General features: G+C 43.9%; 16 protein-coding genes. 8 read left to right on the top strand and 8 right to left on the bottom strand.

The features are described 5' to 3' along the window. Nucleotide 1 precedes the first annotated feature (1 nt). Genes F993_RS17025 through F993_RS17055 form a run of 7 tightly spaced genes read left to right on the top strand, consistent with a single transcriptional unit; the run spans nucleotide 2 to nucleotide 5,270 of the window. On the top strand, nucleotides 2–556 hold the full coding sequence (locus tag F993_RS17025) for a DUF3261 domain-containing protein (protein WP_004652501.1): 555 nt from the start codon (nucleotides 2–4) through the stop codon (nucleotides 554–556). Then, nucleotides 553–1,746 carry a beta-ketoacyl-[acyl-carrier-protein] synthase family protein gene (locus tag F993_RS17030; RefSeq protein WP_004652500.1) on the top strand — a complete coding sequence of 398 codons (1,194 nt, stop codon included), beginning with the start codon at nucleotides 553–555 and terminating at the stop codon, nucleotides 1,744–1,746. The genes F993_RS17025 and F993_RS17030 overlap by 4 nt, the downstream gene beginning before the upstream one ends. Next, nucleotides 1,747–2,178: a hotdog family protein gene (locus tag F993_RS17035; RefSeq protein ID WP_004652499.1), complete on the top strand. Its 432-nt coding sequence runs from the start codon at nucleotides 1,747–1,749 to the stop codon at nucleotides 2,176–2,178. It begins immediately after the preceding gene. Between the two features lie 14 nt (nucleotides 2,179–2,192). Beyond that, the gene (locus F993_RS17040; protein ID WP_004652497.1) at nucleotides 2,193–2,918 is read left to right on the top strand and encodes a 3-ketoacyl-ACP reductase FabG2; all 726 of its coding nucleotides are present in this window, start codon (nucleotides 2,193–2,195) and stop codon (nucleotides 2,916–2,918) included. After that, on the top strand, nucleotides 2,918–4,141 hold the full coding sequence (locus tag F993_RS17045) for a beta-ketoacyl-ACP synthase (protein ID WP_004652496.1): 1,224 nt from the start codon (nucleotides 2,918–2,920) through the stop codon (nucleotides 4,139–4,141). The genes F993_RS17040 and F993_RS17045 overlap by 1 nt, the downstream gene beginning before the upstream one ends. A gap of 18 nt (nucleotides 4,142–4,159) precedes the next feature. Next, nucleotides 4,160–4,594, top strand: a complete 435-nt coding sequence (locus F993_RS17050; protein WP_004652495.1) for a hypothetical protein — start codon at nucleotides 4,160–4,162, stop codon at nucleotides 4,592–4,594. Nucleotides 4,595–4,616: 22 nt separating this feature from the next. After that, the gene (locus F993_RS17055; protein WP_004652494.1) at nucleotides 4,617–5,270 is read left to right on the top strand and encodes a 4'-phosphopantetheinyl transferase family protein; all 654 of its coding nucleotides are present in this window, start codon (nucleotides 4,617–4,619) and stop codon (nucleotides 5,268–5,270) included. A gap of 22 nt (nucleotides 5,271–5,292) precedes the next feature. Here the strand turns inward: F993_RS17055 and F993_RS17060 are convergent, their stop codons facing one another. Further along, the gene (locus F993_RS17060; RefSeq protein WP_004652492.1) at nucleotides 5,293–6,759 is read right to left on the bottom strand and encodes an NCS1 family nucleobase:cation symporter-1; all 1,467 of its coding nucleotides are present in this window, start codon (nucleotides 6,757–6,759) and stop codon (nucleotides 5,293–5,295) included. Between the two features lie 192 nt (nucleotides 6,760–6,951). Between F993_RS17060 and F993_RS17065 the strand changes: the two genes are divergently transcribed. Further along, entirely contained in the window at nucleotides 6,952–7,665 is a 714-nt protein-coding gene (locus F993_RS17065; RefSeq protein ID WP_004652490.1) for an aspartate/glutamate racemase family protein, read from the top strand. 125 nt (nucleotides 7,666–7,790) lie between these two features. On the opposite strand, the gene secF is transcribed toward F993_RS17065, so the two are convergent. From secF to queA, 7 genes are all read right to left on the bottom strand, one after another. Further along, nucleotides 7,791–8,759, bottom strand: coding sequence for a protein translocase subunit SecF (gene secF, locus F993_RS17070; protein ID WP_004652489.1), 969 nt, complete (start codon nucleotides 8,757–8,759; stop codon nucleotides 7,791–7,793). Nucleotides 8,760–8,769: 10 nt separating this feature from the next. Then, nucleotides 8,770–10,671, bottom strand: coding sequence for a protein translocase subunit SecD (secD, locus tag F993_RS17075; protein WP_004652488.1), 1,902 nt, complete (start codon nucleotides 10,669–10,671; stop codon nucleotides 8,770–8,772). Nucleotides 10,672–10,722: 51 nt separating this feature from the next. Next, nucleotides 10,723–11,052, bottom strand: a complete 330-nt coding sequence (gene yajC / locus F993_RS17080) for a preprotein translocase subunit YajC (RefSeq protein ID WP_004652487.1) — start codon at nucleotides 11,050–11,052, stop codon at nucleotides 10,723–10,725. Nucleotides 11,053–11,160: 108 nt separating this feature from the next. After that, nucleotides 11,161–12,291, bottom strand: a complete 1,131-nt coding sequence (tgt, locus tag F993_RS17085; RefSeq protein WP_004652486.1) for a tRNA guanosine(34) transglycosylase Tgt — start codon at nucleotides 12,289–12,291, stop codon at nucleotides 11,161–11,163. 349 nt (nucleotides 12,292–12,640) lie between these two features. Further along, the gene (locus tag F993_RS17090; protein ID WP_004652484.1) at nucleotides 12,641–13,210 is read right to left on the bottom strand and encodes a LemA family protein; all 570 of its coding nucleotides are present in this window, start codon (nucleotides 13,208–13,210) and stop codon (nucleotides 12,641–12,643) included. A gap of 31 nt (nucleotides 13,211–13,241) precedes the next feature. After that, complete coding sequence (locus tag F993_RS17095) at nucleotides 13,242–14,270, bottom strand: hypothetical protein (RefSeq protein WP_004652483.1); 1,029 nt, start codon at nucleotides 14,268–14,270, stop codon at nucleotides 13,242–13,244. 177 nt (nucleotides 14,271–14,447) lie between these two features. After that, a complete protein-coding gene (gene queA, locus F993_RS17100; protein WP_004652482.1) occupies nucleotides 14,448–15,485 on the bottom strand; it encodes a tRNA preQ1(34) S-adenosylmethionine ribosyltransferase-isomerase QueA in 1,038 nt (345 codons plus the stop codon). Nucleotides 15,486–15,502 lie beyond the last annotated feature (17 nt).

The raw sequence follows: 15,502 nt of genomic DNA, 5'->3' as shown, positions 1-15,502 counted from the left end.
TATGCAACGGATCTGGATCAACATATTATGCTGTAGCATGTTGCTGTTGAGTGGCTGTCAACTGACGCCTCATGCACAGGGACTGAAAAGCAGCCATTGGCCAGCACAGCAATATCAACGACAAGACCAAGTTGAAGTGCAGTGGAAGGATAAAAGCTTTAGCTTCTTACTGTATCAACAGCAGCAAGGTCAGCAACTCAGTCTGCTTGCTTTGGGTTTAACAGGTCAACCTTTGTTCCAATTACAGTTTGATGGGCAGCAGGTCAAGGTACAGCAACGCATTGATCAGATGCGCCTACTGCCTTTTGAGTTTGTGGTTCGAGATCTGTTATTCGCAACCTATCCTCAGTTTGCTCAGTTAGGACAACAGTCTGTTCGGGTACAACAATCGGCAATGCAACAGCAAGTTTTTATTGCTGAAAAGGCTGTACTAGCAATTCAAACTCAAGACAATAGCATTGAGCTTGATAATCTGCAGGTACCGTACCGCATGACTTTGAGCCCGATTGAAAATACCTTGAATGGCGATCAATCTGCGCAAGGAGTGCAACCATGAGTCAATCTTTATCTCAGTTACAAGCAGTCGGTATTCCCCTAAGTGTTGGGCTTTCTGCATTAGGTCAGGATATTCAGCACATTCGTGAAGGTCTAACGACTCCTGACAATACCCTGACACTGGAAGCAGGATTTTTAGCCGATCGCGCTGTTTGGGTTGGACGCTATGCAGAGGCATTGATTGAGACTGTGCCTGAATCGCTAAGTCGATTTGACTCGCGTAATCTGCGCTTTGCTTTGACCGCTCTGCAAAAAATTGAGACTGAACTTCAACAGCAAATTGCCAGCATTGATTCAAAACGTCTCAGTATTGTAATGGGGACTTCGACTTCGGGAATATCCGACAGTGAGCTGTTATTGAAACAGTATTTTGATGGGAATGCTGCCATTGAAATTATGCATCAACCGCAAGAAATGGGCTGCCTAGCCAACGCTTTACAAATTTATCTCGGCTGGCAAGGGGCGGCTTATACCATTTCGACGGCCTGTTCTTCCAGCGCCAAGGCCTTTGCCGCAGGACAACGTTTAATTCAGGCAGATTTAGCTGATGCCGTATTGGTCGGTGGGGTGGATACCTTATGCCAACTGACCTTAAATGGTTTTAACAGTTTGGAAAGTTTATCTACAGATATTTGCCAACCCTGCGGTGTCAATCGTGATGGCATTAATATTGGCGAAGCCGCGGCTTTATTTTTACTGACCAAAGCCTCCGCACCGATCATGTTATATGGTGTGGGTGAATCGATGGATGCATGGCATATTTCTGCGCCGCATCCTGAAGGTCTAGGTGCAGCGACCGCGATGCAGCGCGCCTTGGACAGTGCGGCGATAACAGCGCAAGAGGTGGGGTATATCAATTTGCATGGAACTGCCACACCGCAAAATGATGCGATGGAAATCAAAGCTGTTCGACAAGTCTTTCAAGGCTTGAATGTGCCCTTAAGTAGTACCAAGCATAAAACTGGACATTGTTTGGGAGCGGCGGGTGCGATAGAAGCGTTTATCTGTACCCAACTATTAAAAGATCAAAACGGCTTGCCTTTGCATCAACAGGTTGAGCTTGATCCTGAGCTTGCGGATCAAAACTATGTCACAGATGCTCGGCAGACCGAGAACATTCGCTATGTATTGAGTAATTCTTTTGCCTTTGGTGGCAGCAATATCAGTTTGTTATTTGGGGTACAGCACTAAATGAAATTAGATGCGATTGAATATATTCCACATCAACAGCCTATGGTCTTTATTGATCATTTGGTTGAGGCCAATGAGGGTTATGCGATTGCTGAATTGACCATTCGGCCTGAATTAATGTTCTGTGAAGCGGCGGGTTTACCGACGTGGACAAGTATTGAAATTATGGCGCAAACCATTAGTGCCTATTCAGGTTGGATGGGACAACAATTACAGCAAGCACCGAAACTGGGGTTTTTGTTGGGAACACGCAAGCTACATTTACCCTTTGCGTATTTTGCGCTTGGACAGACCTTGAGGATTCGGGTCGAGCAGCAATATTTGCATGAAGGTTTGGGGCAGTTTTCTTGCGAGATTGAAGGGGCTGAGCAGGTGATCAGTGCCTTACTCAGTGTTTATGAACCGACTGATCAATCGACATTGGCATTATAGTTTTAGGAACAACAATGAATAGAAGAATATTGGTCACGGGTTCAAGCCGTGGCATTGGTAAAGCAATCGCATTGCAATTGGCTCAGGTGGGTTTTGACGTGACCATTCACGCCCGTTCACGTGAGGTTGAGGCAGCTCAGGTGGTTGAGCAGATTCAAAAGCTTGGGCAAAATAGCCATTATTTATTATTTGATGTGAATGAACGTGAGCATGTCAAAAGTTTATTAGAGCAAGATGTTGAACAGCATGGCGCTTTCTATGGCGTGGTACTGAATGCTGGTCTCACCCATGACGGTGCTTTCCCTGCATTGACTGATCAGGACTGGGATGAGGTCATTTCGACCTCTTTAGACGGTTTCTATAATGTGCTTAAACCCTTGATTATGCCGATGATCCATTTACGCAAAGGTGGGCGAATCGTGACGCTTTCTTCGGTCTCGGGCATTATGGGCAATCGTGGACAGGTGAATTACAGTGCAGCCAAAGCCGGCTTGATTGGGGCAACCAAGGCATTGGCTTTGGAATTGGCCAAGCGAAAAATTACGGTGAACTGTGTGGCGCCTGGTTTGATTGAAACAGAAATGGTCACCGATGAAGTCAAAGAACATGCATTAAAAATGATCCCAATGCAGCGCATGGGGCAGGTGGATGAAGTGGCAGGTGTAGTGAAATTTCTCTGTTCAGATGAAGCCTCTTATATTACCCGTCAGGTAATTTCGGTTAATGGAGGGCTGATTTGATGAAGCGTGTTGTAGTTACTGGCATGGCAGGGATTACCTCGCTAGGTGAAAGTGCGGATGACATCTTTGCACAATTCCATGCGGGTAAGAGTGGCATTTGCTATATGTCCGAGTGGGAGCAATATCCAGATTTAAGAACCAAGCTTGCAGGTCCAGTGACAGATTTTCAAGTCGCCAAGCATTTTAATCGCAAAGTGACACGAGGCATGGGGCGTGTCGCGTTAATGTCAGTTATCAGTGCTGAGAATGCCTTGCAAGATGCGGGCTTAATCGGTCATGAGATATTAAATAGCGGTGAAGCCGGCGTGGCCTTTGGCTCATCTGCTGGCAGTGTGGATGCGGTGCGCGAGTTTGGCAATATGCTGATTGATCAAGACATGAGTAAGATCAATGCCACCACTTATATCCGTATGATGTCACACACCAGTGCTGTGAATATGACCGTTTATTTCGGTCTGAAAGGGCTTACCTTGCCAACCTCGAGTGCATGCACCTCAGGTTCAATGGCGATTGGTCAGGCCTATGAAGCGATTAAATACGGTAAACAAACGCTTATGCTTGCAGGCGGTGCGGAAGAGCTGAGTGCCGCAGGTGCTGCCGTTTTTGATGTTTTATTGGCGACCAGTGGGATGAATGATCATCCTGAAAAATCACCACGACCGTTTGATACACGACGAGATGGCTTGGTGATTGGCGAGGGCGCTGGTTGTTTGATTCTTGAAGAATATGAACATGCCAAGCAGCGTGGCGCTACCATTTATGCCGAGATCATTGGCTATGCAAGCAATACCGATGGGCAGCATGTGACTAAGCCCGATAGTGAGCGGATGGGGCAATGCATGCAAATGGCATTGAAAGATGCCCAACTGGATGCCAGTCAGATTGACTATGTCAATGCGCATGGCACTTCAACCGATCAAGGTGATATTGCTGAAAGCCAAGCTACGGCAAGGATTTTAGGGCGTAAACCGATTAGCTCATTAAAGAGTTATTTCGGGCATACCTTGGGGGCGTGTGGGGCAATCGAAGCTTGGTTAGGCATTGAAATGATGCAGCGTGGACAATTGATTCCAACCTTGAATCTGGATGAAATTGATCCACAATGTGGTGATTTAGATTATATTACCCAGCAAGTGAGGGCGAGTGCGATCAATATCATGATGAGCAATAACTTCGCTTTTGGAGGGATTAATACCTCACTGATTTTTAAACGAACAACATAACAAGCAAGGGGCATAATAATGTCAATCAAACAATTATTCTTAGCAACTGTATTAACGACTGGTTTTGCTGCATCTGTGCAAGCTGCGGATACCGTGCATAATCTGGATTTTAAAGCGGCGGTAGACCGTGCAGTTGCTGATGGAACCCTCGATGGAACAGTAAAGTTTTATCTTAAAGGTACCAAATCAGGTGGAAAAGTATTAGAACAAGATATCGTCACCAATCAGAAAACCAATGGTTTTGGGAAGTCAGCTGAAAAGTCATGTGATTGGGTGCTTCGTTCGGCATTAATCCAGTTAGACAAAGCAGCAAAAGCACGTGGTGCCAATGCAGTGACCAATATCGTGAGTTATTTTAAAAAGAATGAATCACAAAATTCGACCACTTATCAATGCTATAAAGGCATGGCTGTGGCCAGCGTTGCGCTGAAAGGCGATATTGTGAAGTTCTAAGTGATTTGATCAGGTTAAGCCAATGACGCTACGTGAAATTGAAATCCATGTTCAGGCATTGGCGCAACTGCTTGAAAAGCCTAAAACCGATTTTGCTGATTTAAGTAGCTTTAATCATTATAAAAAACAGCAGATCAGGGACTATCGTAATCATCTGTTGGCAGAGCGGCTGCAAAGTGAAGTTGCAGCACTCAGCTTTTCTAAACATAAACATGGTAAGCCCTTTTTAAGTTCGCATGTACTGCATTTTAACCATACCCATAGCCAGCAATTTTATGCCTTGGCGATGAGTGCACAGGTCAAAGATCTTGGGATTGATGTCGAAGAACTCGATCGGAAAGTGCGCTTTGATGCCTTGGCCCAACATGCATTTCATGCCGAGGAATACCAAACTTGGCTGCTGCAAGATCAAGATCCTGAATATTGGTTACGGGTTTGGACCACTAAAGAGGCGGTATTAAAAGCATCAGGTCTTGGTATTCGTTTGGACCTGAATAGTTTAAATACCCAAGTGCATCCATCCAATCATGGTGGCATGTGTTCGCATCCATTGATTGGCACTTTTGCTTACCAGAACTTTATCCTGAACCAGAAAATCGTGGTCACCATTGCATGGCGGGCAGAGCAGTCTTGCCGAGGTTTTCAGTTTCCAAAAATTCAGATCATTCAGCATTAGAGAACAACTACCATCAATGCAGTCATTGATGGTTTTGAGGAAGATTTAAGCTTTGCTGATGACGGATACGCTTTGCTTTTATAACGACACTTTCCCGAGAGAGGCGATAGTAAAAACTGCTGCCAAGCATAACGCCAATAAACCAGTTGAAGGGCGCCAAGAACTGAAAACTCGGAATAAGAACCAACAGCAGGCCGATACTGACTGCTGCCACTAAGCTCATCACGGCTTTTTTATTGATGCCTTTTTGATAGTAATAGGCTGCTGTGGGTTGATCGCTAAATAAGTCATCGACCCGCACTTTCTGTTTGTTAATCAGATAAAAGTCAGCAAGTAAAATACCAAACAGTGGACCGATAAAAGCCGCTAAAGTATCAAGGGTATAGTGAATCAGTTCTGGGGAATTAAATAAATTCCATGGGGTGATAAAGATGGAACCGATCGCTGCAATCATGCCTGCTCTGCGAAAATTAAGAAAACGAGGCGCGAGATTAGAAAAATCAAAACCTGCCGATACGAAATTCGCCACAATATTAATGCCAATGGTCGCGGTTAACACCGTCAATAAACCGAGCACCACCACAAATCCGTTATCGATCATGGCAACCGTTTCGAGTGGATCATGCACCATTTTTCCAAAAACACTAAAGGTACCTGAAACAATCATCACCACAATGATGGCAAAGAACATAAAGTTAAACGGTAGTCCCCAAAAGTTCCCCTTTTTGACCTGTTGCATATTTTTGCCATAACGGGAGAAATCCCCAAAGTTGAGTAATGGGCCTGAGAAATAAGACACCACTAATGCAATGGCGACAATGGTTTGCATGATCTGCTGATTGACGCTGAGGTGTTTATCACTGAGATTAAAGGAAATATTATGCCAACCTGATTTCCACACCAGCCATAAGGCCAGTGCTAACATGACCACATAGACCATTGGACCGGCCCAATCGATAAACACCTTGATGGTGTCCATGCCTTTCCAGAAAACCAATGCTTGTATCGCCCAGATAAAACCAAAACAGATCCAGCCAATCGTACTTAGACCTGCAAACTCCGTCAGTGTAAGCGGGTGTAAGGCAGGATAGAACTTAAGAAGAATCATCATCAAGGCATTGGATGCTAGCCAGGTTTGAATGCCATACCATGAAACCGCAATTAAGCCACGAATTAAGGCTGGGATATAGGCCCCATAAATCCCGAAGGCTTGGCGAGAGATGACGGCATAGGGAACCCCTGAAATTTGGCTGGGCTTTGCGACCAAGTTCGCCGCAACTTGGACAATCACGATCCCAATGAGTAAGGCTAGTAAAACTTGCCAACTGGCAAGACCGAGCGAAAATAAGCTTGCTGCAACGACATAGCCGCCCATACTATGCACATCGGACATCCAAAAGGAAAAGATGTTATACCAAGTCCAATTTTGTTGCGCAGGGATGAGATCTTCATTGGAGAGTTTAGGGCTATAGTTCGGGTTATCGCTCATGACGGGTCTTCAAGATAAACAGCTGTTCAGACCAGTGATGCAGAAATTAAGCCAACTTCTTTTTATCATTTTAAATTTATTATTAATTTGTTGATTATATTTGTTTAAATATTTAATTTTAGATTTTAACTGTTCAGACCAGTTGGATTGAAATATGATCAAGCTTATTTTTTGAATTAAAAATGTGCAGAAATGAGAAACGCGACTCGAATTCAAATCATTAATCCAAATACCTGTATCCAAATGACCACATCGATTGCTGAGGCTGCACGTCAGGTAGCCGCAGCGGATACCGAAATTATGGCGCAGTCTCCCGAAAAAGGCGTGTTATCGATTGAGGGGCATTATGATGAGGCAATGTCTGCCATTGGAGTGCTGGAGCTCATTCAACAAGGGAAAGCACAGCAGGTTGATGGGCATATTATTGCCTGCTTTGGTGATCCAGCCTTGCATGCGGCTAGAGAATTGGCTCAGGCGCCAGTGATTGGCATTGCCGAAGCTGCATTTCACATGGCCAGTTTGGTGGCGACAAAATTTTCGATTGTGACCACTTTAGCCCGAACTAAAATTATTGCTGAACATTTATTGCATCAATATGGATTTGAACGGAAATGTGCACAGATTCGATGCATTGATCTACCGGTATTGGCATTAGAACATGATAAGCAAATTGCCTATGAAAAATTATTGGCAAGCTGTCAGCAAGCTAAAATGCATGATGGGATTGGTGCAATTGTATTGGGCTGTGGCGGCATGGCTGAGATGGCCGATCAGGTCAGTTTAGAGCTGGGAATTCCGATTATTGATGGGGTTCGGGCTGCGGTCAAACTGATTGAAAGCTTGCATGGTTTAGGCATTCAAACCAGTAAGTGGGGAGATTATGATTATCCCTTAATAAAAGGGTAATTCAGCGCAACTGCATGTGAAAATATAGATAGATGACGAGCGTCTGTTTGGAGATGACTTTTCCTTGCAGCGCATACAAAAATGCCAGCATTTCGCTGGCATTTTTAGTTTAAAGAAGAACTGATTTAAGGAATCTCTTCTTCTTCAAATTCAGGTTTAACTTGAACAATAAAGTCCTGACGATTTAGACCACGCCATAATGCGAATGCAGTACCGATATAGATCGATGAGTAGGTACCGACAAAGATACCGACAAACATTGCCATAGAGAACCAGTGTAAGCCATCACCGCCTAAGAACATCATGGCAAGGACCACAAGTAATAAGGTCATCGAGGTGTGAATGGTACGACGTAAAGTTTCTGTTAAGGCAATATCTACGATTTCGCGAGGACTTGCACCACGAATTTTACGGAAGTTTTCACGGATACGGTCCGAAACAACGATGTTATCGTTGAGCGAGAAACCAATCACCGCAAGTACAGCCGCTAATACGGTTAAGTCGAATGGCCATTGGAACAGCGCAAAGGCACCAAAAATGATGATAATGTCATGGAATAATGACATTACAGCACCAACAGCCATTTTAAACTCAAAGCGCACGGTGACGTAGATCAGCATTAAGATCAATGCCAGCGCAACCGCACCCGCAGAACGGAGATAGAGCTCATTACCCACTGCACCACCGACAGAGTCCACTTTGTGAACTTCTACAGTGTTATTCGGCAATTGAACCGCTTTGGTGATGCTATTGCTAAGATCTTCAACATTCAGGTCTTCTTGTACTGGCATACGTACGATGAGGTCAGTACTACTGCCTAAAGTTTGCACCACAGCATCTTTAAAGCCTGCACGATCCAGTGCCTGCACCACTTGAGCAGGTTGAACACCTTGCTTATAGTTCAATTCAGCTGAGATACCGCCAGTAAAGTCTAAACCGAGATTCAGACCTTTCGTTACGATAAAGAAGATACTGGCAATGGTAATCAGGATCGAGAAGATGGCCGCAGGTGTGGCAATCTTCATAAACGGGATGATTTTTAGATCATCTGGGCGACCGTATTGCTTTGAGTCTTGTTGAGTCAGATCAGTCATGTGAATCTCCTTAAATACTCAACTTGGTCAAATTACGGCGCTTGCCATAAATGAGCTGTACGATTGCACGTGTTACTGTAATTGCAGTAAACATCGAACAAATAATACCGATCATCAAGGTGACTGCGAAGCCTTTGATCGGACCTGTACCAATCGCGAATAAAATAAACGCAACAATGAACGTGGTTAAGTTCGAGTCAAGAATGGTGTTATAGGCGCGATCATAACCAGCCACAATCGCCTGTTTCGGCGAGGCGCCCCAGAGCATTTCCTCTCGTATTCGTTCACAGATCAGGACGTTGGCATCGACCGCCATACCAATGGTAATCACGATACCCGCAATACCTGGCAGGGTGAGGGAAGCCCCAATCCAAGACATCACCGTTAAGATCATGGCAAGGTTAAAGACCAAGGCAAAGTTCGCGATTAAACCGAATAGACGGAAGAACACGATCATCCAGATGGCAACCAGTAAGAAACCGATTTGGGTCGATAATACGCCCTTATCAATGTTTTCTTGACCAAGACTTGGGCCCACGACACGTTCTTCAACGAAGTACATCGGCGCAGCCAAAGCACCTGCACGAAGCATCAAGGCAAGCTCAGCCGCTTCTTGTGGTGAATCTAAACCAGTAATACGGAATTGTGAACCCAATACCGCTTGGATCGTCGCAGCGTTAATCACCACAGATTCAGTATATGGGGTGCGAACTTCTGTTTGAACGCCTGTATTTGGATCAGCAACATAAGAGATTTTTTGTTTATTTTCGATAAACAAGACCGCCATACGTTTGCCGACAGCACCACGAGTGGCATCTGCCATCAGCTTACCGCCTGAAGAATCCAGTGTGATGTTTACTTCTGCACCACCAGAATCTTGGCTAAAGCCAGAACTTGCATTTTGAACGCGTTCACCGGTCAAAATACGGTTACGCTGTAACAGCAATTGACGACCACTGTCTAAAGACTGATAAGCAAAGACTTCAGTCCCCGGAGGAAGCGGCTGACCATTATATTTACCCGTATATGGATCGATATATTGATCATTACTGTCCGCGACCAAACGGAACTCTAAGTTCGCCGTACGACCCAAGACACGTTTTGCTTCTGCGGTATCTTGTACACCCGGTAATTCAACCACAATACGGTTGCTACCTTGGGTTTGTACCAGTGCTTCAGCCACACCAAGTTCGTTAATACGGTTACGTAGCGTGGTTAAGTTTTGATTCACTGCATAAGATTGAATTTCCTGACGACGCGCATCGGTATAATTCAGTCTTAAAGTCGCACCAGATGAGGTTGCAACCGCTTGTTGAGTAAACTCATTACCATTGCGACGTAAAAAATCAGTCGCTGCATCACGGTCTGCATTGCTGGCAAACTGGACGGTAATGGTGTTGTTATTCAAAGCAAGGTTGTTAAATTTGATTTTGTTATCACGGAATTGACGACGCAAATCAGTTGCAGATGTTTCCATACGCTGACTAATTGCTTTATCCATGTCGACTTCGAGCAAGAAGTGTACACCGCCACGTAAGTCCAAACCGAGTTTCATCGGTTTTGCCCCAATCTTTTGCAACCACTCAGGGGTGGTTGGTGCAAGGTTGAGTGCAACTACATAGTCTTCACCTAAATCACGGCGTAACACTTCTTTGGCTTTTAACTGTTCTTCAGAAGAGTTTAAGCGTAATAATGCCGCGTTGTTGGTAAAGCTATTGTCGTGACTGCTTATGTTGGCAGTTTTTAAAATCTGCTCAGCTTTTTGCACGATCGTCTGATCAATTTTGGTGCCTGCTTTTGCTCCCGAAATTTGGACAGCAGGTTCATCTGGATACAGACTTGGAAGTGCATATAACGTACTGATCACAAGTACCACAAGGATCAGTAAATATTTCCATGCAGGGTAACGCATTCGCTTTCTTCTTAAATGAAAAAGTCGTGCTGAGGCACGACTATTTTATGATTAAAGGTTATTTAATGTGCCTTCAGGTAATACTGAAATGACACTCGCACGTTGGATTTTTACCTCAACACCACGAGTGAGTTCAACAACTGCAAAGTCACCTTCAAGTTTGATAATTCTTCCCATTAAACCACCAGCAAACACGATCTCGCTGCCTACACCCAAACTTTCGATTAAAGAACGGTGTTCTTTAGCACGTTTTGCTTGAGGTCTCCAGATCAAGAAATAGAAGATTGCGATAAATACCGCGATCATCAACAAGTTTGCCATAAGGCTTGGACCTTGTGTCGCAGCAGGTGCAGCGTGAGCAGTAGAGATGAAAAAACTCATTTCGATTTCCTAAAATTAAAAGGCAAAAAATTAACAATAAATCCCAATTCGTTTTGCAATGTACCTTGTCTTGCGATCAGGCGCAAATCTTGATGCAAATCGTTCAGCTTAGTCCTCTGGACATGCTGGAACTTCTAAGCCACGACGGGCATAAAAGTCCTGAACGTACTCATCAAATGTGCCATTATCCAATGCATCACGCATACCTTGTGTCAGACGTTGGTAGTAACGTAAGTTGTGGATGGTGCCGAGCATTGAGGCCAGCATCTCACCACACTTCTCTAAATGATATAAATAGGCACGAGTAAAGTTTTTACAAGTGTAGCAATCACAATGTGGGTCTAAAGGCCCTTTATCATGGCGATATTTACTGTTACGGATTCTGACCAAACCATCGGTAACAAAATAATGACCATTACGGGCATTACGGGTTGGCATCACACAGTCAAACATATCAACACCACGGCGAACCGCTTCCACGATATCCTCTGGTTTACCTACACCCATTAAGTAACGCGGTTTGTCTTGCGGCATTTTGTTAGGTAAATAATCAAGCACCTTGATCATTTCTTCTTTCGGTTCGCCGACCGAAAGACCGCCAATCGCATAACCATCAAAACCAACTTCTAACAAGCCTTTGAGTGACTCGTCACGCAGGTCTTCGTACATCCCACCTTGAATAATGCCGAATAAGGCATTTTTATTGTTAAGCGCATCATGGTGGTGAGTTTTACAACGTTTCGCCCAGCGTAAAGAAAGCTGCAATGATTTTTGCGCATCTTCATGGGTGGCAGGGTAAGGGGTACATTCATCAAAGATCATCACGATATCTGAGTTCAATACATGTTGGATCTCCATTGAAATCTCTGGAGACAAGAACACCTTTGAACCATCAATCGGAGAGCGGAAGGTGACACCTTCTTCTTTGATTTTACGCATTGCGCCCAAGCTAAACACTTGGAAACCGCCTGAGTCAGTCAAAATTGGTTTATCCCATTGGATAAACTCATGCAGACCGCCATGCTCTTTAATCACTTCCAAACCTGGACGTAAGTAAAGGTGGAAGGTATTTCCTAAGATAATTTGTGCCTGAATTTCTTCAATGTCACGCGGGAGCATGCCTTTAACCGTACCATAAGTACCCACAGGCATAAACACAGGGGTTTCAACCACACCATGTTCTAAAGTAAGTCGACCACGACGGGCGCGCCCCGACTGGCCTAATTTTTCAAATTTCATGTAATAACCTGAGCAAGATCGAAGTGCTACTTTGATTGCAGCGCAAGGAGGCGAAAAAACAGTTCGCTGATCGAAAGCGGCTATTTTCCCCGATTATGGCGTGTAGTTCTACTACTAAATGTAGCCATAACCAAAAAATAATAATCTCCCCTAACCCCTCTTTAAAAAGAGGGGGATAAAAGGCGATATTATCTGACGATAAACTCAAATGCTCCCTCCTTTTTAAAGGTAAGCTGCGGTTATGGCAGCGCAAGGGAGGAGGATTTATGAGTTAAGAGAGTCAATCTAAAGCATCAAATTGAATGATTTTCCGCTTGTAAAATAGACTACAGTGATCGGCGCTAAGGCACTAAAAATTTGGCTTATAGTCAAAGTTTTCAGTCGCCAGATTATCCTTAAACGGGCGAATGGCTTTCTTGGATAAAGTCAGCGTATTGATCAGGTTGTTCGGGAACACTTCGATTTGGTTATTAAATAATTCCACGTTGCGGTTAAAGATGGTGATTGCCGCACCGACATTTTCGTTTTGTTCCTGAATATCATCCATCATCTTGCTATACAGCGCATCGGCTTTCAGTTCAGGATAATTTTCGACCACTACATTCAAGCTATGAATCAGTTCCTTACTCATTTTTTCAATCTGTTGTAACTGAGAAATATCCGTGTCATTCACATTCAGGTTAAGAATCTGCTGACGCAACTCGGTGACTTTTTCCAGTGTGGATTTTTCAAATTGAGTATATTGATCCAGCGTTGCTTCCAAGGCTTCTAGTGTCTTTACTTTTTGACGTTCGAAGTTGGCCACTTCTGACCATGCTCGTTTGGTGGCATTAAAATAACGCACGATATTATTGCGGATAGAAATGCCCCACACGATCAGTGCGACAAAAATTCCCAAGAAGATCAGTAAACCTGTCATCGCCATTCCCCTTATTGTTATTGCTCAATGATTAGCGGATTAAATTCAACATCAATTGTTGAAACTTATGATATTGCGGCATGGTCATGGTTCTTAAATGTCCACGTAATGCTGGAATATCCTGAATGTCACTGCGTTTACTGGCGGTTTGGAAAAGATTTTGTTCGCCGACGTAACACATAATTTGTTCCTCATGATGATAAATTAAATCACCTGTAAAATGTTGAAAAAAATCATGTAGTTTTAAGGTCAGACTAGGGCTCACCTCTTTTGCGAGTCGGTGTTGATCTAAGCCAAAAATATTCAATTCTTGGTTAATCAAAATATCGCTGCTTTGCCATGAGCTGGTATAAGGTTCAAAAAAACGAGAGCGTTGATTGCTGACGGCAATTCCTAAGGCTGGCATTTGAAAAATAAACACACCCCACAAATCTTTATGGATTTCTTTAACGATTTTCTTATCGCTGCTTTGATCCTGAAGGATCGGCATTTCACTAACATAGTGATACTGAAACAGTAGAACCTGATGTTCTGTGTTGCCATCATGCCATGTGGTCGACGCGTATTGGGTAATCTCATTAGATTCATTACCCCGATTAAATAGGGGGAAATGTTGCTTTAGCTTGCTGATGACTAAAAGTGGCTGCGCTTGAATCGGTAAATAAGCCGGCAATTGCTGGAACTGCAAACCATAGCGTAATACCGTCATTCGTTCTTCTAGATAATTGATGACGCGCGTTAATGGCTCTTGTGGTTCATAGAGCAGATAGGCCAGAAAACCGGTTAAAAATGCCCCGAGTACACTCCAGATATATTGAATATACGGATGTAGAAAATAACCAAACACCAAGGTGCCAACACTGATCAGTGCGAATAAATAGGGTAGGACATTAAAAAAACGCAGGCTGTGATCGTCACGCCATGGGTGTAAGGCATCTAATAGAGCCTGATCACTATGCGCTTTCTGTCCAACATCCCACAATCGTGCAATATTGCGAAAAACCTGCGCATTTTTTCTACGCCTGATATGTAGCGCTTGTTGTACGGTGTCGATCGGCATGGAAATAATCGTTTCATTATAATGGGTCGGACTTGTTTGAATTATGCTTTAAATTTCAGAAACTAAGAAGTCTATAATCTGAATCTAGCGGTGTTTTATTATTTTGAATGAATGACTTTTACTAAAACATTTTATTGAGAAAATCGACTAAACCGTAACTTAGTCGATTAATCAATATTAAGCGTCGAGCTTATCTACCAGCATCGCATCGCCATAACTAAAGAAGCGATAACGTTGCTCAACTGCATGGGTATAAGCAGCCAAGATATTGTCTCGATTCGATAGTGCTGAAACCAACATCAGTAAGGTCGATTCTGGTAAATGGAAGTTGGTAATCAAACGATCCACGATACAGAACTGATAACCTGGATAGATAAAGATTTGCGTATCACCTGTCCAAGCTGCAATTTTGCCTTGATTGGCTTGTGCTGCACTTTCTAAGGCACGGGTTGCCGTGGTGCCCACTGCAATGACTTTATTGCCACGCGCTTTGGTTGCCAAAATCAGGTCAATCGTGGCTTGTGGTACATCACACCATTCACTGTGCATAATATGATTGGTAATGTCTGTAGTACGTACAGGCATAAATGTGCCTGCACCGACGTGCAAGGTCACAAAGGTTTTTTGTACGCCTTTAGTGGCTAGTTTTTCTAATAAGCCTTGGTCGAAATGCAGACTCGCTGTTGGTGCAGCAACACTGGCAATTTTTTCAGGGTCGTGGAATACGGTTTGATAACGTTCGGTATCAATCTCTTCCGCTTCACGATTGAAATAAGGTGGAATCGGCAGCTGACCGTATTGATCTAGTACCGACAAGATTGGTTGTGAAAACTTCACCACAAACAGATTTTCATGACGACCTTGTACGATGACAGGCACAGCATCTTCACCGATATACAGTTCTGCGCCGGCTTTAGGTGAGTTGCTTGATTTGATATGGCAATGTGCAGTGTGGGTATCCAACATGCGCTCAACCAGAACTTCGATTGCGCCACCTGTCGCACGTTTGCCTTTTAAACGTGCTTTCATGACTTTGGTGTCATTCAGTACCAGCAAATCACCGTCTTCAAGTAGATCGAGAATATCGGTAAAGGCGTGATCGTGATATTGGCCTTTGGCATCGATATGCAGTAGGCGAGATGCGCTACGGCTGTCTAATGGGTAGCGAGCAATAAGTTCATCGGGGAGATCAAACGAAAAGTCGGAGAGTTGCATACATCTAAAACATTGCA

Origin of the sequence: Acinetobacter proteolyticus, assembly GCF_000367945.1 — a bacterium.
Taxonomy (GTDB): Bacteria; Pseudomonadota; Gammaproteobacteria; order Pseudomonadales; family Moraxellaceae; genus Acinetobacter; species Acinetobacter proteolyticus.
The sequence above is the reverse complement of the archived record's forward strand: the minus strand, read 5'-3'. Positions and strand labels throughout refer to the sequence as shown.